The sequence below is a fragment of the Streptomyces sp. NPDC037242 genome (assembly GCF_055604165.1).
In genome coordinates, this window is sequence record NZ_JBVJUY010000002.1 from 41,630 (window position 1) to 64,893 (window position 23,264).

The following is a 23,264-nucleotide window of genomic DNA, read 5'->3' on the forward strand; positions in this document are numbered from 1 at the left end:
GGTTTTCAGAAACGTCGTTTTTATCTGTGTGGGGTCTGGTCTTCATGTTCGGTATCTAGTCTCATGACTTCCGGTGTCACCGTGACACCGTGACAGCGCACTGGGGGGTGCGCGCTTCGGGGGAAGCGGGGGCGGCGGGCCGGGGGGCCCGCTGTGAGCCTCCGAGGGGTTTGACGATCGCCGCCGGGGGTTGCGGCATGTCTGCGGGGGATAATTTGTACACCTCTGTGTTCATATCCATCGTTTCGTTCGCGCTCTTCTGGATGGCCGCGTTCACGCTCTGGTGGCAGATGCATGCCTGGCGGACGCCCGAGACGCTCGCCTCCACCCGCTTCGACCGCCCGGACGGCGGCGGCCGGCTGGCCTTCTCGCTCCTCCTGCCCGCCCGCCACGAGCAGGCGGTCCTGGAGCACACCATCGAGCGGCTCCTCGAATCGAGCCACACCGACTACGAGATCATCGTGATCGTCGGACACGACGACCCCGGGACGGCCGCCGTGGCCGAGCGGGCGGCCGCCCGCGCACCCGGCCTGGTCCGGGTGATCACCGACCACAACGAGACGAAGAACAAGCCCAAGGCCCTCAATACCGCGCTCCCGCACTGCCGGGGCGACATCGTCGGGGTCTTCGACGCCGAGGACCAGGTCCACCCCGAACTGCTCGCCCACGTCGACCACGCCTTCCGCGCCACCGGGGCCGACGTGGTCCAGGGCGGGGTCCAGCTCATCAACTTCCACTCCAGCTGGTACAGCCTGCGCAACTGCCTGGAGTACTTCTTCTGGTTCCGCTCGCGCCTGCACCTGCACGCCGAGAAGGGCTTCATCCCCCTCGGCGGCAACACCGTCTTCGTCCGCACCGACGTGCTGCGCGAGGCCGACGGCTGGGACCAGAACTGCCTCGCCGAGGACTGCGACCTCGGCGTGCGGCTCTCCTCCGTCGGCAAGAAGGTGGTCGTCGCCTACGACTCCGACATGGTCACCCGCGAGGAGACGCCGGGCTCGCTGATGAGCCTGCTCAAGCAGCGCACCCGCTGGAACCAGGGCTTCCTCCAGGTCTACCGCAAGAAGGACTGGCAGCAACTGCCCGGCCGGGGCCAGCGCTGGCTGGCCCGCTACACGCTGATGACGCCGTTCATGCAGGCCGCCTCCGGTGTGATCATCCCGCTGAACTTCGCCATCGCGCTCTTCCTCGACGTGCCCGTCGGCATCGCGATCATCACCTTCCTCCCCATGATCACGGCGTTGGTGACCTTCGTGTTCGAGATCGTCGGCCTGCACGACTTCGGCCGCCAGTACGGCCTGCGCGTGCGCTTCGTGCACTACCTCAAGCTCGTCGTGGGCGGCCCCTTCTACCAGGTGATGCTCGCGGGCGCCGCGATCCGCGCGGTCTGGCGCGAGCAGCGCGGCCGCAACGAGTGGGAGCTCACCAGCCACACCGGCGCCCACCTGACGCCGAGCGCCGCCGCCCCGACCGCGATCCGAGAGGACGTCAACCAGTGACCGCCACCCTGCCCACGGCCACTGATCCCCAGCCCGGCAAGACGGCCACGGCCACGGCCACCGAGACGGCCACCGCCACCCAGACCGCCACCCAGACCGCCACCGCCACCGCGGCAGTGCCCCGCGTCCCCGCCGCCAGACCGCTGGTCCGCTTCCGCTCCTCCCGCCCCGACCTGCTCCTGTGCGGGGTCCTGCTGCTGGTGATCGTCCTCGTGCAGGGCTGGAACATCACCAACTTCCCCACCCTCAGCGACGACGAGGGCACCTACCTCGCCCAGGGCTGGGCCGTCCAGCAGGGCCGGGGCCTCGCCCACTACACGTACTGGTACGACCATCCGCCCCTCGGCTGGATACAGATAGCGGGCCTCACCTACCTGCCGTCCCTCTTCGTACCGGACTCGATGACCGTCGCGCCGATGCGGTTCTCGATGCTCGCCGTCTCCGCCGCCAGCGCGGTCCTGATGTACGTCCTGGCGCGCCGGCTCTGGCTGCCGCGTTGGGCGGCCGGCCTCGCGATGGCCCTGTTCGGGCTGTCCCCGCTCTCCGTCGTGCTCCAGCGGGAGATCTTCCTCGACAACCTCGCCGTGATGTGGATGCTGCTGGCCTTCTGCCTGGCCGCGTCCCCCAGCCGCCACCTCTGGCACCACTTCGGAGCCGGGCTGGCGGCCGCCACCGGGGTCCTGACCAAGGAAACGATGCTGGTGGTGCTGCCGGCGCTGCTGGTGACCATGTGGCGCCACAGCCACCGCGATACCCGGAAGTTCGCCGTCACCGGCGCCATCACCGCCTGCACGCTCATCGGCCTGTCGTACCCGCTCTACGCCCTGCTCAACGGCGAGCTGCTGCCCGGTTCCGGGCACGTCTCCCTCATCGACGGCATCACCTACCAGATGGGCCGCGCCGGCTCCGGATTCATCCTCGACCCCGGCTCCGGCTCGCACGGCGTGTTGCGGTCCTGGCTGTACTACGACACCGTCCTGCCGCTCGGCGGACTGGCCGGCGCGGTGCTGCTGTTGGCCACCATCCGATGGTCGGTCACCGCCCGCGCGCTGGCCGGGCCCGCGCTCGCCGCCGTCATCCTCGCGCTCGTCGCGATGCGGCCCTCCGGCTACCTGCCCGCGATGTACGTGATCCAGGCGCTGCCGTTCCTGGCGCTGGTCCTCGCCGGGGGCGCGGCCAGCGTCACCCACGCCGTACTGCGCCGCCGCCGTACGCCCGGGGAGCGCAGGCGGACGGTGTACGTGCGCCGGGTGCTGGTCGGCGTACTCGCCGCCGCGGCCGCCGTGTACGTACTGCCGCGCTGGTACGAAGGCAACCGCACCGCCCTCACGGTCGACGCGAACGCCCCGTACCGGCAGGCCGCGGCCTGGCTCGGCCGCGAGGTCGAGGACCCCCCGAGCACCCGCGTCCTGGTCGACGACGCGCTCTGGCTGGACGCCGTCCACCACGGCTTCGAGCCGGGGCTCGGCGCCATCTGGTTCTACAAGGCCGACCTCGACCCCGCCGTCACCAGGACGATGCCGCGGGGGTGGCAGGACATCGACTACGTCGTCTCCTCGCCCACCGTGCGCCGCGACGCCGCGCAGCTGCCCAACGTCAAGGCGGCGCTGGAGCATTCGACCGCCGTGGCCGTCTTCGGCTCGGGCGAGGACCGCATCGAGATCCGCCGTACCGACGTCCCGCCGAGCGGGAGCTGAGCCGGCATGAGCGAGGACCTGCGGACCCCGCACGCCCTGGGCGATCCGGAGCTGAGCCCTCCGCGCACGACCGCGCCGGGCAGCGTCACCCTCGTCATCCCGACCTTCAACGAGGCGGGGAACATCGCTGAGTTGCTGGCGCGGCTCGGCGCGGCCCTGCCCGCGCACCTGCCCTGCGAGGTGCTGTTCGTGGACGACTCCACGGACGACACCCCGGCCGTCATCGAGAAGGCCGCCCGGGAGTGCGCCTTCCCGGTGTCCGTCCTGCACCGCGAGAGCGCCGAGGGCGGGCTCGGGGGAGCCGTCGTCGAGGGGGCCCGGCGCGCGGCCACCGACTGGATCGTCGTCATGGACGCCGACCTCCAGCACCCGCCCCACCTGGTCCCCGAGCTGGTCGGCGAGGGCGAGCGCACCGGCGCCGACCTCGTCGTCGCCTCCCGTTACATCGCCGGCGGCAGCCGGGCCGGACTCGCGGGCAGCTACCGGATCGCCGTCTCGCGCGGCGCGACCTGGCTCACCAAGGGGCTCTTCCCGCGCGCCCTGCGCGGGGTCAGCGACCCGATGAGCGGCTTCTTCGCGATCCGCCGTCCGGCCGTGACCCCCGAGGTGCTGCGGCCCCTCGGCTACAAGATCCTGCTGGAGCTGACCGTCCGCTGCCGGCCCGCAAAGGTCGCCGAAGTGCCGTTCGTCTTCCAGGACCGGTTTTCCGGCGAGTCCAAGTCCACCGCCCGCGAGGGCATGCGCTTCCTGGCCCACCTCGCCGCGCTGCGCTCGGCGAGCACCCCGGCCCGGATGATCGGCTTCGGGCTGATCGGGCTCTCCGGCTTCGTCCCCAACCTCCTCGCGCTGTGGGCGCTGACCCGCGCCGGGATGAACTACCTTGCCGCCGAGGTCCTCGCCAACCAGGCCGGCGTGCTGTGGAACTTCCTCCTCATCGAGACCCTGCTGTTCCGCGACCGCCGCCGCCACCGGCGCCGGGCGGACCGGGTCGGGCGCTTCGTGCTGCTCGCCAACGCCGACCTGCTGCTGCGCATCCCGCTGATCGCGGTGTTCGTGGCCAGGCTCGGCATGGCCGTGCTGCCGGCGACCGCCCTCGCGCTGGTGACCACCTTCGTCCTGCGCTTCGCGGCGACCGAAGCGCTCGTCTACCTCCCGCGCAAGGCAGTCCGTACCAGTACCAACAGGAGTTGAGCCGCACCGAAGGGAAACCCTCCATGCCACTGAAGATCCGGCGCCGGACCGGGCGGCGGGCCGCCCTGCTGGCCGTCGGGGCGATGACCGCTGGCCTGCTGCTGAGCGCACCGCAGCAGGCCACGGCCGGACCGCCCAATCTGCTCAGCAATCCCGGATTCGAGACCGCCGGTGCGCCCGGCGCCGACATGCCGTCCTGCTGGACGAAGTCCGGCTGGGGCGACAACGACTTCTCCTTCGCCACCACCGCCGACGCGCACGGCGGCACCAAGGCCATGCAGGTCTCGCTCACCCGCCGGGTCAACGGCGACCGCAAGGCCCTGGTCACCGAGAACGCCGCCTGTGCGCCGACCGTGGTGCCGGGCAAGCAGTACGACCTGTCCGCCTGGTACAAGTCGAACACCCCGGACGTGTCGGTGACGGTCTTCCGGCACGACACCACGGCGGGCTGGCAGTACTGGACCGACCTGCAGAACCCGCCCGTCAGCGCGGGCTGGGCGCGTACGGAGGTCCGTACGCCCGCCGTACCGCCCGGTACCGACAAGATCACTTGGGGGCTCTCGGTCTACGGGGTCGGCACCCTCACCACCGACGACTACGCGCTGGAGGAGGTGGGTGCCGTCCCGCCGCAGCCCGTCTGCACCGGGACCCCGGAGCAGTGCGCGAAGGGCACGTGGGAGGTGATCGCGGCCAAGAACCCGGTCCGCTCGATGCACGCGGTGGTACTGAAGAACAGCAAGGTGCTGCTGATCGCCGGCTCGGGCAACGACATCGCCCAGTTCAACGCGGGCACCTTCACCTCGGCCGTGTACGACCCGGCGAACGGGTCCTTCAAGACGATCCCGACGCCGGTGGACATGTTCTGCTCGGGCCACGTGCAGCTGTCGGACGGCCGGGTGCTGGTGATGAGCGGGAACAAGGGGTACCCCACCGCCGACGGAAAGATCGGCTACCAGGGGCTGAAGGACTCGTACACCTTCGACCCCGCGACCGAGACGTACACGAGGACCAACGACATGAACGGCGGGCACTGGTACCCGTCCGCGACGGTCCTCGGCAACGGCGACGTGATCTCCTTCGGCGGCCTGAAGGAGGACTCGACGGGCAACGTGACCGCGGAGAAGTTCTCGGCGGCGCAGGGCAGGTGGCTGCCGATGAACGAGGTCAACCAGACCTGGTCGTACTGGGGCCTGTACCCGTCGATGATCCTGATGCAGGACGGGCGGCTCTTCTACTCGGGCAGCCACACCTTCGGCAACGGCACCCAGGGCAGCGGTGCGTCGGTCTACGACTACGCCGCCAACACCATCACGGACGTGCCCGGGCTCAGGAAGAAGGACGAGCGCGACGAGTCGGCGAGCGTGCTGCTGCCCCCGGCGCAGGACCAGCGGGTGCTGACGATCGGCGGCGGCAACAACGAGTCCAACCCGGCGGCGAACCGGATCACCGACATCATCGACCTGAAGAAGCCGAGCCCCGCCTACACGGCCGGCCCGGACCTCCCGCAGGGCCTCGTCGACACCGGCACGGGCAAGCGGCCGCAGACCGGGGCCGAGGGGAAGATGTACGTGTCGGCCGTGCTGCTGCCGGACGGCAAGGTGCTGGAGACCGGCGGCGGGCTGCACGACCGGGCCGACCCGGTCTACGAGGCCTCGTTCTTCGACCCGGTGACCAACAGCTACCAGTCGGGCCTGGCCACCGACCCGATCCCGCGCACGTACCACTCGGCGTCGTTCCTGATGCCGGACGGCCGCGTCATGTCGGTCGGCGACAACCCGGGCAACGGCACCTACAACCACAACGTGTCGCTCTACAGCCCGCCCTACCTCTTCAAGGGCGCCCGCCCGCAGATCACTTCGGTGATCGACACGCAGTGGGTGTACGGGGACACGCAGCGGATCACCGTGGACCGGCCGGTCGCCAAGGCCGAGCTGATCCGCCCGGCGGCGGTCACCCACTCCTCCGACCCCAACCAGCGGTTCGTGGACCTGCCGATGACCGTCGTCAACGGCACCACCATCGACCTCAACGTCACCAGCAACCCCAACCTGGCGCCGCCCGGCTGGTACATGCTCTTCGCGGTCGACGCGAACGGCGTCCCGTCGATCGCGCAGTGGGTGCACGTGGGCGGGGCCCCGGCCCTGGCGGCCGCGCAGGAGCAGCCCTCGGCGCACCAGCACACCTTCGCCGACAAGCTGGGACCTGCGAAGGAGAACCCGGCCGCGCGGGACTCGGTACCGGTCGCGCCCGGCGTGGCCGGCTGCGACCGGCACTACGGAACGGTCAACCTGTGCGTGCCGACCCGCTTCCCGGCGGAGGTGAAGGAGACGACCAGGGCCCGCTGCGACTGGCTGGCCTCACACGAGTACCCGGCCCGCATGAAGGTCAACGGCAGCGACCCGCTGCGCCTGGACCACGACCGCGACGGGTACGCCTGCTAGTGCTAGTGCGAGTACGCGGCCAGCGAGATGCCGACGTAGTGGGCCACGAAGGCCGCCAGCGTCAGTGAGTGGAAGACCTCGTGGAAGCCGAAGAAGCGTGGGGAGGGGTTGGGTCGCTTCATCCCGTAGATGACCCCTCCCACGCTGTACAGCAGCCCGCCGACGATCACCAGGACCAGGACGGCGATGCCGCCGGTGCGCATGAAGTCGGGCAGGAAGAAGACGGCCGCCCAGCCCATGGCGATGTAGCAGGGCGTGTACAGCCAGCGCGGGGCGCCGACCCAGAAGACGCGGAAGGCGATGCCGGCGGCGGCCGCGATCCAGACCGCCCACAGCAGGGTCCGCCCGGTGGAGGGCGGCAGCAGCAGGACGGTCAGCGGCGTGTACGTGCCCGCGATGATCAGGAAGATGTTGGCGTGGTCGAGCCGCCGCAGGATGGCCTCGCCGCGCGGACCCCAGGTGCCGCGGTGGTAGACCGCGCTGACGCCGAAGAGCAGGCAGGCCGTGAGGACGTACACCCCGCAGGCCACGCGCGCCCGGGTCGAGTCGGTGAAGGCCATCAGAACGAGGCCCGCGATCACCACGGCGGGGAACATTCCGGTGTGCAGCCAGCCGCGCATCAGCGGCTTGGCCTCGGGTTCCGGCACCACCGGCACATCCGGTGCGGCCACGGCAGCGGCGTCAGAAGTCATGCCGACCATGCTACCTACGGGCCCGTAGGTTTCCGTTAGTGCGCTTTACGGAAGATTGACCGGAGTGGCGATGCTCACGTGAGAGGCCCTCTGGACATATGCGCACACGCACCGGATGATCAGATGAGTGCGGTCGACACCGGATGAGCGGAGCGCGAAGCATCCGGGTCGCAGCCCCCACGGGGCCAACACCAAACAAACCCCTCAACAAGGAGCAATCGTGGCGCGCGACAACGCGGCTCCCACTTCCGGTACGACTCGTCCCACCGAGCACGCAGGGCTCATCTCCTGGGTCGAGGAGATCGCAGCGATCACCGAGCCCGACCGGATCGTCTGGTGCGACGGCTCCGAGGCCGAGTACGAGGCCCTCTGCGAGGAGCTCGTCGCCAAGGGCACGTTCAAGAAGCTCGACGAGACCAAGCGCCCGAACTCGTACTACGCCGCCTCCGACCCGTCCGACGTCGCGCGCGTCGAGGACCGGACCTTCATCTGCTCCGAGAAGGAAGAGGACGCGGGCCCGACCAACCACTGGAAGGCCCCGGCGGAGATGAAGGACCTCTTCTCCGGTGAGAAGGGCATCTTCCGCGGCTCCATGAAGGGCCGGACGATGTACGTCGTCCCGTTCTGCATGGGCCCCCTGGGCTCGGAGCTCTCCGCCATCGGCGTCGAGATCACCGACTCCGCCTACGTCGCCGTCGCCATGCGCACCATGACCCGCATGGGCAAGCCCGTCCTCGACGAGCTCGGCACCGACGGATTCTTCGTCAAGGCCGTCCACACCCTCGGCGCTCCGCTCGCCGAGGGCCAGGCCGACGTGCCGTGGCCCTGCAACACGACCAAGTACATCTCGCACTTCCCGGAGACCCGCGAGATCTGGTCCTACGGCTCGGGCTACGGCGGCAACGCCCTGCTCGGCAAGAAGTGCTACGCCCTGCGCATCGCGTCCGTCATGGCCCGCGACGAGGGCTGGCTCGCCGAGCACATGCTGATCCTCAAGCTCACCCCGCCGCAGGGCGAGTCCGAGGCCCCCAAGTACATTGCCGCCGCGTTCCCGTCGGCCTGCGGCAAGACCAACCTCGCCATGCTGGAGCCCACGATCCCCGGCTGGACGGTCGAGACCATCGGCGACGACATCGCCTGGATGCGCTTCGGCGAGGACGGCCGCCTGTACGCGATCAACCCCGAGGCCGGCTTCTTCGGCGTCGCCCCCGGCACCGGCGAGCACACCAACGCCAACGCCATGAAGACGATGTACGCCAACACCGTCTTCACCAACGTCGCGCTCACCCCGGACGGCTCCGACGTCTGGTGGGAGGGCATGACCGAAGAGGCGCCCGCGCACCTCATCGACTGGAAGGGCAACGCCTGGACCCCGGAGTCCGAGACCCCGGCGGCCCACCCCAACGCCCGCTTCGCCGTCCCGGCCTCCCAGTGCCCGACGATCGCCCCCGAGTGGGAGGACCCCAAGGGCGTCCCGATCTCCGCGATCCTCTTCGGCGGCCGCCGCGCCTCCGCCGTGCCGCTGGTCACCGAGTCCTTCGACTGGAACCACGGCGTCTTCATCGGCTCGAACATCGCCTCCGAGAAGACCGCCGCCGCCGAGGGCAAGGTCGGCGAGCTGCGCCGCGACCCCTTCGCCATGCTGCCGTTCTGCGGCTACAACATGGGCGACTACATGGCCCACTGGGTCAAGGTCGCGGCCGACAAGGACCAGTCCAAGCTCCCGAAGATCTACTACGTGAACTGGTTCCGCAAGAACGACGCGGGCAAGTTCGTGTGGCCCGGCTTCGGCGAGAACAGCCGCGTCCTGAAGTGGATCGTCGAGCGCCTGGAAGGCACGGCCGAGGGCGTCGAGACCCCCATCGGCGTCCTGCCGACCGTGGCCTCCCTCGACACCGACGGCCTGGACATCCCGGCCGAGGACCTCGACCTCCTCCTCACGGTCGACAAGGAGGTCTGGCGCGAGGAGGCCGCACTGGTCCCCGGGCACCTGAACACCTACGGCGACCACACCCCCAAGGAGCTGTGGGACCAGTACCACGCGCTCGTCGAGCGCCTGGGCTGACCCCCGGCCACCCAAGCCACGGCCGACTAGTCCCCGGCCGTTAGACGCGGGAGTCCCCGACCGGATTCCCCACGACCTTCCAAATAGGTCGTGTGCGTCTGCTGACGGCGGGCCTCCGCATCGCGGAGGTCCGCCGTCATGCGTTCCGCCTCCTCGTGCAGCACCGACAGCTGCCGCTCCAGGTGCCGCTCCGGCGACTCGCCGCCCGGCGTGAACCGCGTCCACCAGCGGGTCCGGTCGTACGTGTGCACGCACTCCGGTACGTCCTGCGCGATGGCCCGCGACAGCGCGTGCACCGCCTCCGGGTCGGTGGCCAGCGCGTCGGCCACCCACCCCGGCTCCAGCAGCGCCCCGTACAGCTCCAGCAGCGCGGTGAGCGGGCCCGCGGCGGCCGCGGGCAGGTCCACCTCGGCAACGTACTCCCGAAGCCGCTCGAACTGCCCGCGGATCGCGTCCAGTTGCCGCCCCTGCTCCGGGGGTGGCGGCGGGACCCGCTCCGGCGGGGCGATCAACGCGCCCGCGCCGTACAGTCCCGCGACCACCGCCGGCCAGTACGTGCCCGCCACCCCTGTGACGGTCAGGCCCAGGCCGGCCACGCCGCACACGCAGCCGGCCAGGTTCTTCTTCGACTCCAGGTAGCCGAGAACCCGGGCGCCCGCACCGGCCCTGCTGTGCCTACTGGTAGCCACGGATCTCCTCGAAGGCCCCGTTCAGGGAGCGGTCGTCACCGCCGGTCGCGTCGAAGAGCCGCCCGCCGGTCAGTTCGGTGATGTGCGTGAGCTCCTTGCGGTCCGAGTCCCCGAAGAGCACCGCGAAGACCGGCGTGCGCTTCTGGTCCTCGGGCAGGCCGGCGTAGAAGGAGTCGAAGTGCTTGGCCCCGACGCCCTCGGTGTTCTGGCCGTCCGTCATCAGCACGATCGAGGTGAACGCGTCCCCGCCGCCCTTGCCCAGGTGCTGGTAGGCCGCCTCCAGGCTGCTGTAGACCGCCGTACCCCCCTCCGGCGACAGCGACTTCACGTCCCCGCGGATCGCGTCCAGGGCGGGCCCGGGGTTCCCCGGCTCGACGACGTGCGTCAGCACCTTCTTCACCTTGCCGCCGAAGGGGAGCAGCGTCACCTCCTCGCGGTCGCGAAAACGCCGCCCGGTCCCCGAACCGTCCGTCCCCGTCAGCTCGGTGAGCGCCGACTTCAGCCGCCCGATCCGGTCCTGCTCGGACATCGAGCCCGAGGTGTCCAGGACGTACACGGTGCGCGAGGGCCGGCGCAGCTCGTTCTCGTAGCTGGCCAGCAGCCCGTCCGCGACCGAGAGGGTGCCCGGGAAGGGCAGCTCGCGCCGCTTGTCGGCGTTCAGTCCGGCCGCCGGGGCGACCCCGGGGGCCACCGGCCGGCGGAAGGTCCGCTCGGTGATCGCCTTCTGGGCCTCGGCGCCGCGCAGGTAGTCGGTCAGCGCCCGGCCCGACTCGCGGGCCCCGGCCGGGGCCGAGGTCAGCAGCGTCAGCGGGTAGTGGGCGGTGACCACGCCGTCGAGCGGCCGGATGACCGTCAGGTCCGTCTTGGAGTCCCGGTTCATGGACAGCAGTACGGACTCGTAGTTCACGAGCGCGTCCACGTCCCCGCGCTTCGCGTACGCCGACGCCAGCCAGCCCGAGGAGCCGGAGGTCAGCTTCTGCCCCGTGAAGAACTGCTTCAGCCGCGGCTGTGCGCCCTTCACGTCCGCGTCGGTCAGCGCGGCCTGCGCGCCGGACAGGCCCGAGGCCACCGATACCAGCGCGGAGAAACCGGAGTTGGAGCGCACCGGATCGGTCATGCCGTAGCTGAGCTTCCCGGCGGCGACGGCCTCGTGGACCGCCGACCAGGTGACCTCCTCGGGCTTCCACCCGAGCCGCGCCAGCGCCTGCGGCTTCACCCCGAGCGCGACGGGCGAGGACATCACAGGGGACTCGCTGGAGAGCTTCCCGGCGGCCTCCGGGCGCAGCCGCAGGTAGTCGTTGGAGGAGAGCCAGATCGCGTCGTACTGGCCGTCGGCCTGGCCCGAGGCGATCTGCTCGACGGCGTCGAGGGTGCCGGACGAGGTGAGCTTCACGCTGACCCCGGTGGCCTTCCTGGCCTGGTCCAGCACCGGCTGCATGTCGGCGAGTTCGCTGGAGGCCAGCACCCGCAGCGTGCCCTCCTTGTACGCGCTCTGCTTCGGATCGTCGGGCTTGTCGGGCTTGTCGGAGGAGGTGCACCCGCTGGCGGCGAGCACGCACGCGGCGAGCAGCAACGCACCGGTGGCTCGCTTCGCGCCTCGCAGCCGTGCGGCGCCGAAATCAGCGCCGCCGGCGCTTGAGGTGCGGGTCCGGGCGGAGCCCGCGGTCCCCTTCACCGGGCACCGCCCTCAAGCGCACCGGCGGTCCGCGTCCGCGCGAGGTACGCCGAGGCGCTCTGGAGTTCACCGGTCAGGGACTCCACGGTGGCCGCCATGTTCTCGGTGGCCTGCACCTTGAAGGTGTCGATCGCGTCCAGCGTCTGGTAGATCTGCGCGAACGCCGCCCGCAGGGTCTCCGCGCCCACGGCCGGATCCGCGGCGATCCGCTGGATCTCGCCGCTCTGCGTGGACAGCATCTGCGCATTGCCCCGGATCAGGTCCTCGGTGGTGCCCTTCAGGGCGTTGACCTGCTCGACCACCTTGCGCTGGCTGTCGAGCGCGGAGGCCAGCATCACGGCGATCCGCAGCGCGGAGACGGTGGTGGTGGCGGCCCGGTCGACGCCCTTGATCAGCTCGTCGTTGTTGCGCCGCACGACGTCCATCGCCAGGTAGCCCTGCGCGCAGACGGCCAGCTGGGTCAGCAGGTCCTGGTGCTTCTGCCGGACGGGGAAGAGCACGTCGGCCCGCATGGCGTCGGCCCGCTGCGGGTCCGAGTGCCCGGTCTCGGCGATGCGCTGCTCCACGGCCGCGTCGAGGGCTTCGGTGAGGACCGCGTACTCCTGGAGCTTGCCCATGGTCTCCCACAGGCGCGCCCGCTCGGTGTGCAGGGCGGCGTTGTCGCGGCGCAGCTCGTCCTGACCGCTGCGCAGCGCGCCGACGATCTTGTCGAGGGTGGCTTGCGAGGAGGCGTACTTGGCCACGTGGTCGCGGAACCTGTTGCCCCCGGGCAGCTTCGTGAGGAGCTTGCGGGCGCCCTTGGCGGGCGTGTCGCGCGGGTCGAGGTCCTCGACCGTGCGCCGCAGTTCGACGAGTGATCCGGCGACGCGGGCCTGGGCGTCGCCGCCGCCGTCCGCGCCGAGGGAGCGTACGGCGCGCTCCAGCATCCGGTTGGACTGCTGGGCGGAGCTGCGGATGTCGGCCGTGCCGAGTGCGGCGATCTCGCCGATACGGGTGGCGAACTCGGGGGAGCGGCTGTCGATCCCGGCGAGCGAGCCGACGTACTCCCCGGCCCGGCGTGCCATCTCCTCGTGCACCCCGTCCTGGAGCGGTACGAGGCCGGAGGCCTGCTCCCGCTTGACGGGGGCGACGGGCTCGGGAGCGGTGAGGACGAGCGGACCGTCCTCGGGCGGTGTCAGTGTCATCTGTGGTGTCCCCTAGCCCTTGGCGCGCGCGGCGAGCGCCATCAGGATCTTGACGGTGGGTGCTCCGACCTGGCGGATGCCGGTCAGACCGGGGTTGAGGTACGCGGCGTGCGGGGCGGTCGCGGCCGTGAACTCGGCCAGGCCCTCCTGCGGGCGGAAGCCGTGGCGGACGGCCAGTTCGCGCAGTCTGGGGTCGGTGGCGAGCAGGGTTCCGAGCTCCCTGGCGTTGTCGCTGATCGGCACGAAGGTGTGCGGGGAGTTGACGGTGGTGTCCGGGTAGAGCACCACCATGTTGTCGGCGGTCCCCGCTCCCTGCTTCTGCTGGAGCATGGCCGCCACCTGGGACTCGTAGGCCAGGATGAGCGGTTCGCCGCTGCCGCTGATGAAGGACCGGAAGGGATCGTCGGTGCTCTGCTCCAGGGAGCCCTGCACGGAGATCAGCTTGCGCATCAGGGGCGCGGTGCGCTCGATGCCGGGATCGTCCTCGACGACGCTGAGGTTGTTGGCGACGTTGGAGGTCGCGGCGAGGAAGAGCGCGCCGGAGTTGGAGGTGGCCGGGTCGGTGGTCTTGATGAACACCTTGCCGATCAGTTCGGGGTAGGCGGAGCTGCCGCCTTGCAGGGCCTGCCAGGTGCGGCCCTCGTCGGCGGCCTTGAGGTAGGGGCCGAGGAGGAGCGTGCCGGAGCTCTTGCCGGTCATCTTCACCAGGTTGTGGTCGGAGAGGACCTTGGCCGCGTTGGAGCGGGCGATGACGACGAGGGGGGAGAAGAAGGGCTTGGTGTTCTGGGCGCCCTTCAATCCGGCCGCCGCCTCGATCTCCTTGGCGGGTTCACTGCTGCTGGGGAAGGCGAAGTCGAACTCCTTGAGGGCGAGTTGGTCCATCGCCCAGGAGCCGGATGTCTCCGTCTTCACGGTGTAGCCCTTGTCGGCAAGGGCCTTGACGACGTCCCGGTCACGGAAGAATTCGGACTTCTCGGATCCGATGACGCCTCGCACGGTCTTCGTTGCCGTGCCTTCCTGCTTGTTCCCCCCGATGGCGATGACGGCTGCGACGCCGCCGATCAGGAGGACCGCCAGGGCGATTCCCAATATGCGTCTCACGGGTGCAGCGTGCTCGCGGAAACCCACATTCCGCGATGTGTTGAATGAACGTCAGGTGACCAGGCGGTCCCACTTCGAAATGCTGTGTGGGCCTGTGGGTGCTGGTGGGCGGGGCGGGTGCCGAGGAGGATCGTGCCATGGGCGTGAGCGCGTTGAAGTGGCAGGGCTGGCTCGTCGGGCTGATGGTTCTGGCGGGACTGCTGGTGTTCGCCCCGTTGGGGCTGTACGTCTGGGCCAGTGGCGAGCCGGGTGGCGCGGAGCCGCCGCGGGCGGCCGTGGAGGACGTACGGGTCACCGGGTGCCGAATCGATCCGGCGAGCCGGCGCGTGGTGGCGGCCGTCGAGGCGACGGGCCGGCCGGAGGGGCTCGGGGCGTACGTCGTCACCGTGGAGTTCCGCGAGGAGGCGGACCCGGCCCCGGGCGGCCGCACGGCCCAGGCCCTGGTCAAGATCCCGGGCGTGGCCCCGGACGCGTCGGAACACGCGGAAGCGGTGGGCCCGGTCTGGCCCCCGAACACCACCCCGTGGTGCGGAGTGGCCGCCGCGGAGTTCCGGGTGACTCCCGGCTGAAGCCGGCCAAAAGGCGGTATCAGCCCGGGCGGGCCGTAGTACCCCCGCGAGCAACCCCGCAGGGGCATGGCGCCCGGTCCGGAGCCTCCGCGGCCCCGGACCGGGGCCGTCAGTGGGCGCCGGCCAGGTCCAGGGAGGACAGGGCGGCGGCGTGCGCGTCCATGCGCTCGGCGGCGAGGATCGCGACGGTGGTGTCGGCGCGGGACGCGGCGACGAGGAGGGCGCGGGCGGCGAGGTCGTGCGCACGCTGGTGCAGCGCGGCGGTGCCCCCGGCGGAGTCGGAAGACCCGGCGGCCCCGTGGTCGGCGCGGGTCGGCTGGGCCCCGCGCAGGCGCGCGACCTGGGCGGCGATCCCGTCGGCGGCGTCCTGGAGCCCGAGCTCGTCGGTCAGCGCGAGCAGCGCGGCGAGGTGCCCGGCGAGCTGGATGTCCAGGGCCTCGCCGCGGCTGCTGCGCGGGTAGTCGTCGCTGTGGTGGCCGCCCCCGTGGTGGACGACCGGCTTGGTGCGGATCGGCTCGTACATGAGGAGGCCTCCTGCGTGGTCAGGAGACCATCCTACATTGGATTGGTTCTAAAATTGAGTTGAATCCTGATGGAGTCCCGCCGGAGCCTACGGCTCTGGAGCCCGCGCCTACGGCTGGCTGTAGCCGTCCAGGAAGTTCCCGATCCGTGTCACCGCGTCCGCCAGGTCCTTCGCGGTGGGCAGCGTGACGATCCGGAAGTGGTCGGGCTCGGTCCAGTTGAAGCCCGTACCGTGCACGACCATGATCTTCTCGGCCCGCAGCAGGTCGAGGACCATCTGGCGGTCGTCCTTGATCTTGTAGACCGAGGGGTCGAGCTTCGGGAAGAGGTACAGCGCACCCTTGGGCTTGACGCAGGTGATGCCGGGGATCTGCGTGAGCAGGTCGTACGCCGTGTCGCGCTGCTCCACCAGGCGCCCGCCGGGCAGGACCAGGTCCTCGATGGACTGCCGGCCGCCGAGGGCCGTGGCGATGGCGTGCTGGGAGGGCATGTTGGCGCAGAGCCGCATGTTCGCCAGGATCATCAGGCCCTCGATGTACGACGAGGCGTTCTTCTTCGGGCCGCAGACGGCCATCCAGCCGGCCCGGTAGCCCGCGACGCGGTAGTTCTTGGACAGTCCGTTGAAGGTCAGGCAGAGCAGGTCCGGGGCGATGGCGGCGGTGTTGGTGTGCGTGGCGCCGTCGTAGAGGATCCGGTCGTAGATCTCGTCCGAACAGACCACCAGGTTGTGGCGGCGGGCGATGTCGGTGAGCCCGCGCAGCATCTCGTCGTCGTAGACGGCGCCGGTCGGGTTGTTCGGGTTGATGATCACGAGCGCGCGGGTGCGGTCGGTGATCTTGCGCTCGATGTCGGCGAGGTCCGGCATCCAGTCGGACTGCTCGTCGCAGCGGTAGTGCACGGCCGTGCCGCCCGCGAGGCTCACGGACGCCGTCCACAGCGGGTAGTCCGGCGCCGGGACGAGCACCTCGTCGCCGTCGTCGAGCAGCGCCTGCATCGACATCTGGATCAGCTCGGAGACGCCGTTGCCGAGGTAGATGTCCTCGACGTCCAGGTCGATGCCCTTGGTCTGGTAGTGCTGCATGACCGCGCGGCGCGCGGAGAGCAGCCCCTTCGCGTCCCCGTAGCCGTGGGCGTTGCCCAGGTTGCGGAGCATGTCCTCAAGGATCTCCGGCGGGCACTCGAAGCCGAAGGCCGCGGGGTTGCCGGTGTTGAGCTTGAGGATGCGATGACCTGCTGCTTCGAGTCGCATGGCCTCTTCGAGCACGGGGCCGCGGATCTCGTAGCAGACATTGGCGAGTTTCGTTGACTGGATCACCTGCATGACGGGAGCTTACGGGGCCCCGTGCGGGCGTGCCGCGCTATTTCGGCCCTTGGCGCGGGGTGTGATATGTCCCGGTTCGCGCGAAGAGTGGGTACGGGTGGCGCGCACCCTTGGAAACGGTGCCTCCGTGGCGCTGCGGCCTGCGGAACGATTGCCACCCGCAGCCGGCCGCCGGCCCGGTGTTGCGCTCGTCACTGAGCCGTCGGGCCGGGGGCACTAGAAGTAGGTCGTGGCGCCGGAGGTGAGCGTGCCGACGAGGAGGGCGAGCACCGCGGAGGCCTTGCCGTCGACCCACGGGCGGAAGGCCTTGCGGGGCGCGCGCGTGCGCAGCAGGGCGTCCGTCGCGTGGCCGGTGGTCAGGGGGACCATCAGCGTCTTCAGCTCGTCCATGCCGAGGTGGAGCGTGCGGTCGGTGGCCAGCGCGCCGAGGGCCGTGCCGAGGACGGCCGCCACGGCGACCGGCGCCGACGGGGCCAGGCGGGGCTCGCGACCCCGCGGGGCGCCCTTGCGCTCCGCGAGGGCGGACGCCACCACGAAGGCGGCGGTGACGAGGGTGGCCGCAATGAGCGCGAAGAGTCCGGCGGCCTTCCAGGCGTCGGGGGACACGGGTACATCCGATCTGCGGGAAGAGGGGGCACCGGGCGCCGCCGTAGTACGCGGCACTAGTCGAAGGAAGGGAGTATCGCATTTGCCGGACATACGAAAACCCGCGGCGGGCGGGCCCGGTGAGGGGCCGCCCGCCGCGGGCGGGTGGGGGTCGGGGGTGGGGCCGGTATCAGGCCGCCGAGGCGGAGCGGGAGGTCGCGCCGCAGCGCACCCGGGTCACGCGGCCCTCGGCGGCCAGTTGCGAGAGGTCCCGGTGGATGGTCATCCGGCTGACGCCCAGATCGCGCACGAGGTCCGCGACCCAGACGCAGCCCTTGGCCTCGGCCGCGGCGGCGATGAGCTCCCGCCGCGCCCCGCAGGGCAAACCCTGGCCGGGCGTCCGCCGGCCGGGGGTCCGCTGACCGGGCACGGCTACTTGGCCTCGGCCTTGAGCAGCTCGGCGAGCTCCTCGTCGGACTCGCGGCCCGGGGTGGGGAGGTTCCACTTGGTGATCGCGAAGCGGAAGACGAAGTAGTAGACGACCGCGAAGCACAGGCCGATGCCGGCCAGGCCCCACGGGTTGGACGCGATGCCGAGGTTGAGGAAGAAGTCGATCGCGCCGGCCGAGAAGCCGAACCCGTCCTTCATGCCGAGCGCCCACGTCAGCGCCATGGACACACCGGTCAGGACCGCGTGGATCGCGTACAGCACCGGGGCGATGAACATGAAGGTGAACTCGATCGGCTCGGTGATGCCCGTGACGAAGGCGGTGAGCGCGAGGGAGAACATCATGCCGCCGACGACCTTGCGGCGCTCGGGGCGGGCGCAGTGGACGATCGCGAGGCAGGCGGCCGGGAGGGCGAACATCATGATCGGGAAGAAGCCGGTCATGAACTGTCCGGCGCTCGGGTCACCGGCCAGGAAGCGGGCGATGTCGCCGTGCTTGCCGTCGAACTCGCCCGCCTGGTACCAGGGGAAGGAGTTGAGCAGGTGGTGCATGCCGACGGGGATCAGCGCGCGGTTGGCGACACCGAAGATGCCCGCGCCCACGGCTCCGGAGCCGACCAGCCACTCGCCGAAGCCGTGGATGCCCTTGCCGAGGACCGGCCAGATGAGGCCGAAGACGATGCCGGTGACCAGGCCCGCGAAGGAGGAGAGGATCGGGACGAGGCGGCGGCCACCGAAGAAGCCCGCCCAGTCCGGCAGCTTGGTCCGGTAGAACTTCTGGTACAGCAGGGCGGTGATGATGCCCATCACGACACCGCCGAGCACACCGGCGTTGACCGGGGCGCCGACCTGGACGACCTGCCCGTCCACGATCGCGTCGATCTTCGGCAGGCTGCCGTCGGTGAAGGTGGCGAGCACCTTCGCGAAGACGAGGTAGCCGGTCACGGCCGCGAGGCCGGTGGAGCCGTCGGACTTCTTGGCGAAGCCGACCGCGATGCCGACGGCGAAGAGCAGCGCGAGGTTGTCGAAGACTGTGCCGCCGCCGGCCGCCATGTACTTGGCGATCTGGTTGACCCAGCCCGGCAGGGACTCGCTGCCGAGCATGTCGGCGTTGCCGAAGCGCAGCAGCAGCGCGGCGGCGGGCAGCACGGCGATCGGCAGCATGAGGCTGCGGCCGAGGCGCTGCATGACCGCCATGGCGGCGGAGTTCTTCTTGGCGGTCGGCGCGGTCTGCGCGGCCGTACTCACGTGGCTTCCTCCATGGGAACGGGTGCGTTGCCAGGGCAGGTAGCGCTTGTGTGGGCTGGGCAACAGCGATGCGGTACACGCCATTTGGCGTGGTGTAGTCCAGTTGTAACACGGTTAAAACGGCATAAACGAGGCGAGCGAAATAATGCGGACCTAAGGCCCGGAAGAAGGGGTCCCAGGCCCTCCGCACCCATGCCTTCCGGCGTTGTCAGTGGCCCGGTCTACGGTGCGGGGGCTCGCGATCTCCAGGCGCCTGGGAGCATCAGCCGCCTGGACTACCGCTACGCAACTTAGGCCGACGCGCCCGCCAAGGCGGCCCTCTTCGCCGCATGGCCGTGGCGGAGGCGTCCGGCCGGGCGGATGCCTTGGTGGCGTTCATCGAGGGCTCCGCCGCCTGACCCTCGACACGCCGAGTGATCGTGCAGGATCGATTCCTCCCGCGGGGGCTTCTTAGGGTCTGTGTCCCAGATCCCTATCGAAGGGCTCCGCACCCATGAAGCTTCGCAACACCGCCGCCGCGGCGGTCGCTGGCCTCGCGCTGGTCCTGTCGCTTCCCGGCTCCGCCCTGGCCGCCCAGGGCAACTTCACGTACAAGTACGTCGACGGCTTCGCCCAGGAGCACAAGGTCGCCCTGCACGACCCCCACAGCGGCCAGTGCGTCAATCTGTACGTCGTCGGTGACGACGACAACACGCCCGGCTACGGTCCGCACAACGCGACCGACCGGGCGGTGACCGTCTACGCCGGCCCCGGCTGCACGGGCAGTGAGTGGCGGCTTAAGGCGTACGGCAAGCCCGCGCGGGACGACCTGTACGTGCGCTCCGTGCGGTTCGACGTCCAGTAGGACGCGTGGTCAGCACTCGATGATCACCAGCGGGATCTCCCGCGGCCAGGCCGCCGCCTGGTAGTCGTCGTAGGCGGGCCACAGGGCCGTCATGGCCGCCCAGTACGTCTCGCGCTCCGCCGGGTCCGCCGTGCGGGCGCGGGCCCGGGCGGTCAGGGCGCCGACCTGGAGGCGCACCTCGGGGTGGGCGGACAGGTTCCGGTACCAGGCGGGGTGGTGCGCCGCGCCGTCGGCGGCCGCGAGGACGATGTAGCGGTCCTCGTCCCGCACGTAGATCAGCGGGCTGCGCACCGTACGCCCCGCGACGCGGTCGAAGGTGGTGAGCAGCAGGGTCGGGACCCCGTGCCACAGGTGGCCGTCGGCACCCGCGGAGTCGACGTACGCGCGCACGTGGTCGAGACGGCGGCCGGGCGGGGGGTCGGCCGGGTGGTCCCAGTCGATGGTGGCGGTCTGCATCCTGCTGTCCTCCGGATCGGGCCCCCGGGCGGCTAACGAGCGGCCACCGGCTCTGGATGCGGCCCGCCGGCCGACCGGCGGGCCGCACGGCGAGAGCCCCCGGGGCCGGGCACCGGGGGCGGGGGTCGCCGCTACGGGAGGTAGCGCTCGATGACCTGCGGGCCCTTCTCCTCGATCAGCTTGCGTGCCGCCTCGACGCGCTCCGGAGTCACGTCGCGGCCGGTGGCCATCACCAGGTCTTCGGGGTCGTACGGCCGTTCCCCGCCGGTGTGGAGCCGGTCCGACCGCGTGGGCTGCTGGTCCGATTCACTGTCCATCGGATACCTCCTCCTGTGGGTCCTGGCCCCATCCTCCGACCGCGGCCCCATGAACGCACCTCGGGCGCGCCGAGCACTCACGAGGCGAGGACCGTGACCAGTACCCCGAGCGCGAACAGCGATCCGCAGATCGCGAAATTGACCACCCTGTGCTCCACGAACACGGCGACGAACTCGCGGATCGTGGCGCTCGGCCAGAAGTACGCCGCGGTCGGCGAGCCCAGCACCTGGCCGTTCACGCCCGCCTTGCGGGCCATCATCGCCGCGCGGAAGGCGTGGAAGTTGTTGGTGACGACCACGCACCGGTAGTCCGGGCTGCCCCCGGCCATGATCTTCCGGCTGAGGACCAGGTTCTCCGCCGTCGTACGCGACTGGTCCTCCAGCCGGACGTGCTCCGCGGGGACGCCCTGCGCGATCAGCCAGTCGGCCATCGCCCGGGCCTCGGCGACCTTCTCGTCCGAGCCCTTGCCGCCCGAGGCCAGCAGCAGGGGGACCTTGCGGCCGCGGGCGACCTGGGCCTCGTAGATCTCCATGCCCTTGCGCAGCCGGGAGGCCAGCAGGGGAGGCACCCGGTCCCCGCCGATCAGGCCGGAGCCGAGCATCACCACGTAGTCGACGTCGCCGCGCACCTTGATCCGGCCGTAGAGGAAGGCGTACGCGAGGAAGCACAGGAAGAGGAAGGAGACGTAGACCGCGATCATGATCAGCATCAAGGTCACCCCGGCGATCTCGGTCGAGCGGGTGTCCATCGCGGTGATCGTCAGGGCGAGCAGCGCGAAGATCGCCAGCCCGGCCAGCAGGGACAGCAGGTTGCCGAGGCTGCGGCCCTCCTTGCGGGCCATCGTCACGCCGTTGGCGACGAGGAAGCAGGCCAGGGCGACGACGCCGACGGACGGGACCAGGAACACGGCGAGGGCGATGATCCCGCCCAGGGCGCCCGGCAGGTGCCTGACCTGGTAGAGCAGGGCTATCGACAGGGCGACGAAGGTGAGGCCGAGGAGGACCGCGTTGCGAAAGCGCCGGCGGTCCTCCCGCACGCTCGCGCAGAGGAGGACGAAGAGAAGGGCGGCAGGGACAAAGGCGAGCATGTCGGCCATCGTAGGTGGGCGGGGTGAACGGCAGGGTGAACGTCCGTGCGACTTCTAGGGGTGGGGAGTACGGCGGACCGTGCGGCCTGCGAGGACGTCCGTCCGGCGCCCGTCGCGCATCACGAAGCGGCCGTCGACCAGCACGTACGGGATGCCGGTGGGCAGCGCGCGCGGCCGCTCGTACGTCGACCCGGCCGCGACCGTGTCGGGGTCGAAGAGCACCAGGTCGGCGCGGTATCCCTCGCGGACCAGCCCCCGGTCGGGCAGCCTGAGGCGGGCCGCCGGGCGGCCCGCCAGGTGGGCCACGCACTCCTCCAGGGTCAGTACGCCGAGCTCGCGGACGTAGTGGCCGAGGTAGTGCGGGAAGGTGCCGTACGTCCTCGGGTGCGGCTTCGCGCCCTGCAGGATGCCGTCCGAACCGCCCGTGTGCACGGGGTGGCGCATGATCGCCCGGACGTTCTCCTCGTGCCCGACGTGCTGGAGGATGCCCGTGCGCAGCCGGTCCTCCAGCAGGAGCCGCCGGGCGGCCTCCCAGCCGGGCAGGCGCGTGCCGACGTACGCCGAGAGCGCGGGGTCGCCGACGCCCGCGATCTCGATCGTGGACCAGTCGACCGGGACCCCGTGGCAGCCGTCGGAGCCCTCCACCTCCAGCGCGCGGCGGATCCGCCCGGCCTCGGCGTCGTCGCGCAGCCGGGCCAGCACCGCTTCCGGGCCGCCCTCGCCCGCCCAACTGGGCAGCAGGGCGACGAGGGTGGTGCAGCCGGGGGTGTACGGGTAGCTGTCGAGGGTGATGTCGCAGCCGTCGGCCAGCGCCGCGTCGAGCAGGGCCAGCAGTTCGGGGGCGCGGCCGGCGTTCTCGCCGAAGTTCATGGTGGCGTGCGCGAGGTGCAGGGCGCAGCCGGCCCCGCGGGTCAGCTCGACCATCTCGGCGTAGGCGGCGAGCGCGCCGCGGCCGTACGAGCGGTGGTGCGGGCAGTAGTAGCCGCCGTAGCGGGCGACGACCCGGCACAGCTCGGTCAGCTCGGCGCCGGACGCGTACATGCCGGGGGTGTAGGTCAGCCCGGAGGACATCCCGACGGCGCCCTGCGCGAGCCCGTCGGCGACGAGCGTGCGCATCCGGTCCAGCTCGGCGGGGGTGGCCGGGCGGTCCTCCCAGCCGAGGGCGTACGCGCGGACCGTGCCCTGGGGGACGAGGTAGGCGGCGTTGACGGCGATGCCCCGGCCGCCGTGGGCGCGGTCCAGGGCGTCGAGGTAGCCGCCGACGGTGCGCCAGTGGAAGTCGACGTCGTCGCCCGGGCCGTTCCAGCCGGCGATGGCGGCCCGCACCTCGCCGAGGGTGCGGTCGTCGACGGGGGCGTAGGAGATGCCGTCCTGGCCGAGGACCTCCAGGGTCACGCCCTGGGCGGCCTTGGCGCTGTGGTCCGGGTCGCGGAGCAGGGCGAGGTCGCTGTGGGCGTGCATGTCGACGAAGCCCGGGGCGAGGGCGAGGCCGTGGGCGTCGAGGGTCCGCCGCCCGCCGGCCGGGATCCGGCCGATGGCGGCGATGCGGCCCTCGTGGACGGCGACGTCGGCCGGGTACGGGGGCCCGCCCGTGCCGTCGACGACGCGGGCCCCGCGGATGACCAGGTCCACC

The 23,264-nt window shown here is 71.0% G+C and carries 21 protein-coding genes; 7 read left to right on the forward strand and 14 right to left on the reverse strand.

The annotated features are described in order from the left end of the window. Window positions 1-197 precede the first annotated feature (197 nt). The 4 genes from ACZ7GJ_RS02995 (at window position 198) to ACZ7GJ_RS03010 (ending at window position 6,828) form a co-directional block, all read left to right on the forward strand. Window positions 198-1,499: a glycosyltransferase gene (locus ACZ7GJ_RS02995; protein ID WP_470748830.1), complete on the forward strand. Its 1,302-nt coding sequence runs from the start codon at window positions 198-200 to the stop codon at window positions 1,497-1,499. 116 nt (window positions 1,500-1,615) lie between these two features. Continuing rightward, window positions 1,616-3,196, forward strand: a complete 1,581-nt coding sequence (locus tag ACZ7GJ_RS03000) for an ArnT family glycosyltransferase (protein ID WP_470749616.1) — start codon at window positions 1,616-1,618, stop codon at window positions 3,194-3,196. 6 nt (window positions 3,197-3,202) lie between these two features. Further along, window positions 3,203-4,387 carry a glycosyltransferase gene (locus tag ACZ7GJ_RS03005; protein WP_470748832.1) on the forward strand — a complete coding sequence of 395 codons (1,185 nt, stop codon included), beginning with the start codon at window positions 3,203-3,205 and terminating at the stop codon, window positions 4,385-4,387. Window positions 4,388-4,410: 23 nt separating this feature from the next. Further along, window positions 4,411-6,828: a galactose oxidase-like domain-containing protein gene (locus tag ACZ7GJ_RS03010; RefSeq protein WP_470748834.1), complete on the forward strand. Its 2,418-nt coding sequence runs from the start codon at window positions 4,411-4,413 to the stop codon at window positions 6,826-6,828. Window positions 6,829-6,830: 2 nt separating this feature from the next. Here the strand turns inward: ACZ7GJ_RS03010 and trhA are convergent, their stop codons facing one another. After that, on the reverse strand, window positions 6,831-7,520 hold the full coding sequence (trhA, locus tag ACZ7GJ_RS03015; RefSeq protein WP_470748836.1) for a PAQR family membrane homeostasis protein TrhA: 690 nt from the start codon (window positions 7,518-7,520) through the stop codon (window positions 6,831-6,833). Between the two features lie 220 nt (window positions 7,521-7,740). On the opposite strand from trhA, the gene ACZ7GJ_RS03020 reads away from it, so the two are divergent. Then, a complete protein-coding gene (locus ACZ7GJ_RS03020) occupies window positions 7,741-9,585 on the forward strand; it encodes a phosphoenolpyruvate carboxykinase (GTP) (protein WP_470748838.1) in 1,845 nt (614 codons plus the stop codon). A gap of 26 nt (window positions 9,586-9,611) precedes the next feature. Here the strand turns inward: ACZ7GJ_RS03020 and ACZ7GJ_RS03025 are convergent, their stop codons facing one another. The 4 genes from ACZ7GJ_RS03025 to ACZ7GJ_RS03040 all read right to left on the reverse strand — a co-directional run bounded on the left by ACZ7GJ_RS03025 (window position 9,612) and on the right by ACZ7GJ_RS03040 (window position 14,234). Then, window positions 9,612-10,274: a hypothetical protein gene (locus tag ACZ7GJ_RS03025; protein ID WP_470748840.1), complete on the reverse strand. Its 663-nt coding sequence runs from the start codon at window positions 10,272-10,274 to the stop codon at window positions 9,612-9,614. Further along, on the reverse strand, window positions 10,261-11,877 hold the full coding sequence (locus ACZ7GJ_RS03030) for a substrate-binding and vWA domain-containing protein (RefSeq protein WP_470749618.1): 1,617 nt from the start codon (window positions 11,875-11,877) through the stop codon (window positions 10,261-10,263). The genes ACZ7GJ_RS03025 and ACZ7GJ_RS03030 overlap by 14 nt, the downstream gene beginning before the upstream one ends. A gap of 68 nt (window positions 11,878-11,945) precedes the next feature. Next, the gene (locus tag ACZ7GJ_RS03035) at window positions 11,946-13,133 is read right to left on the reverse strand and encodes a toxic anion resistance protein (RefSeq protein ID WP_470748842.1); all 1,188 of its coding nucleotides are present in this window, start codon (window positions 13,131-13,133) and stop codon (window positions 11,946-11,948) included. Window positions 13,134-13,145: 12 nt separating this feature from the next. Further along, the gene (locus tag ACZ7GJ_RS03040) at window positions 13,146-14,234 is read right to left on the reverse strand and encodes a hypothetical protein (protein ID WP_470748844.1); all 1,089 of its coding nucleotides are present in this window, start codon (window positions 14,232-14,234) and stop codon (window positions 13,146-13,148) included. 143 nt (window positions 14,235-14,377) lie between these two features. On the opposite strand from ACZ7GJ_RS03040, the gene ACZ7GJ_RS03045 reads away from it, so the two are divergent. Next, window positions 14,378-14,803 carry a hypothetical protein gene (locus ACZ7GJ_RS03045; protein WP_470748846.1) on the forward strand — a complete coding sequence of 142 codons (426 nt, stop codon included), beginning with the start codon at window positions 14,378-14,380 and terminating at the stop codon, window positions 14,801-14,803. A gap of 109 nt (window positions 14,804-14,912) precedes the next feature. On the opposite strand, the gene ACZ7GJ_RS03050 is transcribed toward ACZ7GJ_RS03045, so the two are convergent. From ACZ7GJ_RS03050 to ACZ7GJ_RS03070, 5 genes are all read right to left on the reverse strand, one after another. Next, window positions 14,913-15,326 carry an SCO4983 family protein gene (locus ACZ7GJ_RS03050; protein ID WP_470748848.1) on the reverse strand — a complete coding sequence of 138 codons (414 nt, stop codon included), beginning with the start codon at window positions 15,324-15,326 and terminating at the stop codon, window positions 14,913-14,915. Window positions 15,327-15,434: 108 nt separating this feature from the next. Then, complete coding sequence (locus ACZ7GJ_RS03055) at window positions 15,435-16,646, reverse strand: pyridoxal phosphate-dependent aminotransferase (RefSeq protein WP_470748850.1); 1,212 nt, start codon at window positions 16,644-16,646, stop codon at window positions 15,435-15,437. Between the two features lie 216 nt (window positions 16,647-16,862). Further along, on the reverse strand, window positions 16,863-17,252 hold the full coding sequence (locus tag ACZ7GJ_RS03060; RefSeq protein WP_470748852.1) for a hypothetical protein: 390 nt from the start codon (window positions 17,250-17,252) through the stop codon (window positions 16,863-16,865). Window positions 17,253-17,421: 169 nt separating this feature from the next. Next, entirely contained in the window at window positions 17,422-17,661 is a 240-nt protein-coding gene (locus tag ACZ7GJ_RS03065; protein ID WP_470748854.1) for a DeoR family transcriptional regulator, read from the reverse strand. A gap of 2 nt (window positions 17,662-17,663) precedes the next feature. Continuing rightward, entirely contained in the window at window positions 17,664-18,875 is a 1,212-nt protein-coding gene (locus tag ACZ7GJ_RS03070) for a PTS transporter subunit EIIC (protein ID WP_470749620.1), read from the reverse strand. A 544-nt stretch (window positions 18,876-19,419) separates the two neighbouring features. Between ACZ7GJ_RS03070 and ACZ7GJ_RS03075 the strand changes: the two genes are divergently transcribed. Beyond that, the gene (locus ACZ7GJ_RS03075) at window positions 19,420-19,770 is read left to right on the forward strand and encodes a hypothetical protein (RefSeq protein WP_470748856.1); all 351 of its coding nucleotides are present in this window, start codon (window positions 19,420-19,422) and stop codon (window positions 19,768-19,770) included. A gap of 9 nt (window positions 19,771-19,779) precedes the next feature. Here the strand turns inward: ACZ7GJ_RS03075 and ACZ7GJ_RS03080 are convergent, their stop codons facing one another. From ACZ7GJ_RS03080 to ACZ7GJ_RS03095, 4 genes are all read right to left on the reverse strand, one after another. Further along, entirely contained in the window at window positions 19,780-20,226 is a 447-nt protein-coding gene (locus ACZ7GJ_RS03080; RefSeq protein WP_470748858.1) for a nitroreductase/quinone reductase family protein, read from the reverse strand. A 131-nt stretch (window positions 20,227-20,357) separates the two neighbouring features. Beyond that, a complete protein-coding gene (locus tag ACZ7GJ_RS03085; RefSeq protein ID WP_365926870.1) occupies window positions 20,358-20,543 on the reverse strand; it encodes a hypothetical protein in 186 nt (61 codons plus the stop codon). A 77-nt stretch (window positions 20,544-20,620) separates the two neighbouring features. Next, window positions 20,621-21,631: a YdcF family protein gene (locus tag ACZ7GJ_RS03090; RefSeq protein ID WP_470748860.1), complete on the reverse strand. Its 1,011-nt coding sequence runs from the start codon at window positions 21,629-21,631 to the stop codon at window positions 20,621-20,623. 54 nt (window positions 21,632-21,685) lie between these two features. Continuing rightward, window positions 21,686-23,263, reverse strand: coding sequence for an N-acyl-D-amino-acid deacylase family protein (locus ACZ7GJ_RS03095; RefSeq protein ID WP_470748862.1), 1,578 nt, complete (start codon window positions 23,261-23,263; stop codon window positions 21,686-21,688). Between the last annotated feature and the right edge of the window lies 1 nt (window position 23,264).

What these genes read in the sequence shown, in the direction of transcription:
- ACZ7GJ_RS02995 (WP_470748830.1), top strand. Translation starts at nt 198, where the DNA reads ATGTCTGCGGGGGATAATTTGTACACCTCTGTGTTCATATCCATCGTT.
- ACZ7GJ_RS03005 (WP_470748832.1), top strand. Translation starts at nt 3,203, where the DNA reads ATGAGCGAGGACCTGCGGACCCCGCACGCCCTGGGCGATCCGGAGCTG.
- ACZ7GJ_RS03010 (WP_470748834.1), top strand. Translation starts at nt 4,411, where the DNA reads ATGCCACTGAAGATCCGGCGCCGGACCGGGCGGCGGGCCGCCCTGCTG.
- trhA (WP_470748836.1), bottom strand. Translation starts at nt 7,520, where the DNA reads ATGACTTCTGACGCCGCTGCCGTGGCCGCACCGGATGTGCCGGTGGTG.
- ACZ7GJ_RS03035 (WP_470748842.1), bottom strand. Translation starts at nt 13,133, where the DNA reads ATGACACTGACACCGCCCGAGGACGGTCCGCTCGTCCTCACCGCTCCC.
- ACZ7GJ_RS03050 (WP_470748848.1), bottom strand. Translation starts at nt 15,326, where the DNA reads ATGTACGAGCCGATCCGCACCAAGCCGGTCGTCCACCACGGGGGCGGC.
- ACZ7GJ_RS03055 (WP_470748850.1), bottom strand. Translation starts at nt 16,646, where the DNA reads ATGCAGGTGATCCAGTCAACGAAACTCGCCAATGTCTGCTACGAGATC.
- ACZ7GJ_RS03070 (WP_470749620.1), bottom strand. Translation starts at nt 18,875, where the DNA reads ATGGCGGTCATGCAGCGCCTCGGCCGCAGCCTCATGCTGCCGATCGCC.
- ACZ7GJ_RS03075 (WP_470748856.1), top strand. Translation starts at nt 19,420, where the DNA reads ATGAAGCTTCGCAACACCGCCGCCGCGGCGGTCGCTGGCCTCGCGCTG.
- ACZ7GJ_RS03080 (WP_470748858.1), bottom strand. Translation starts at nt 20,226, where the DNA reads ATGCAGACCGCCACCATCGACTGGGACCACCCGGCCGACCCCCCGCCC.
- ACZ7GJ_RS03085 (WP_365926870.1), bottom strand. Translation starts at nt 20,543, where the DNA reads ATGGACAGTGAATCGGACCAGCAGCCCACGCGGTCGGACCGGCTCCAC.
- ACZ7GJ_RS03090 (WP_470748860.1), bottom strand. Translation starts at nt 21,631, where the DNA reads ATGCTCGCCTTTGTCCCTGCCGCCCTTCTCTTCGTCCTCCTCTGCGCG.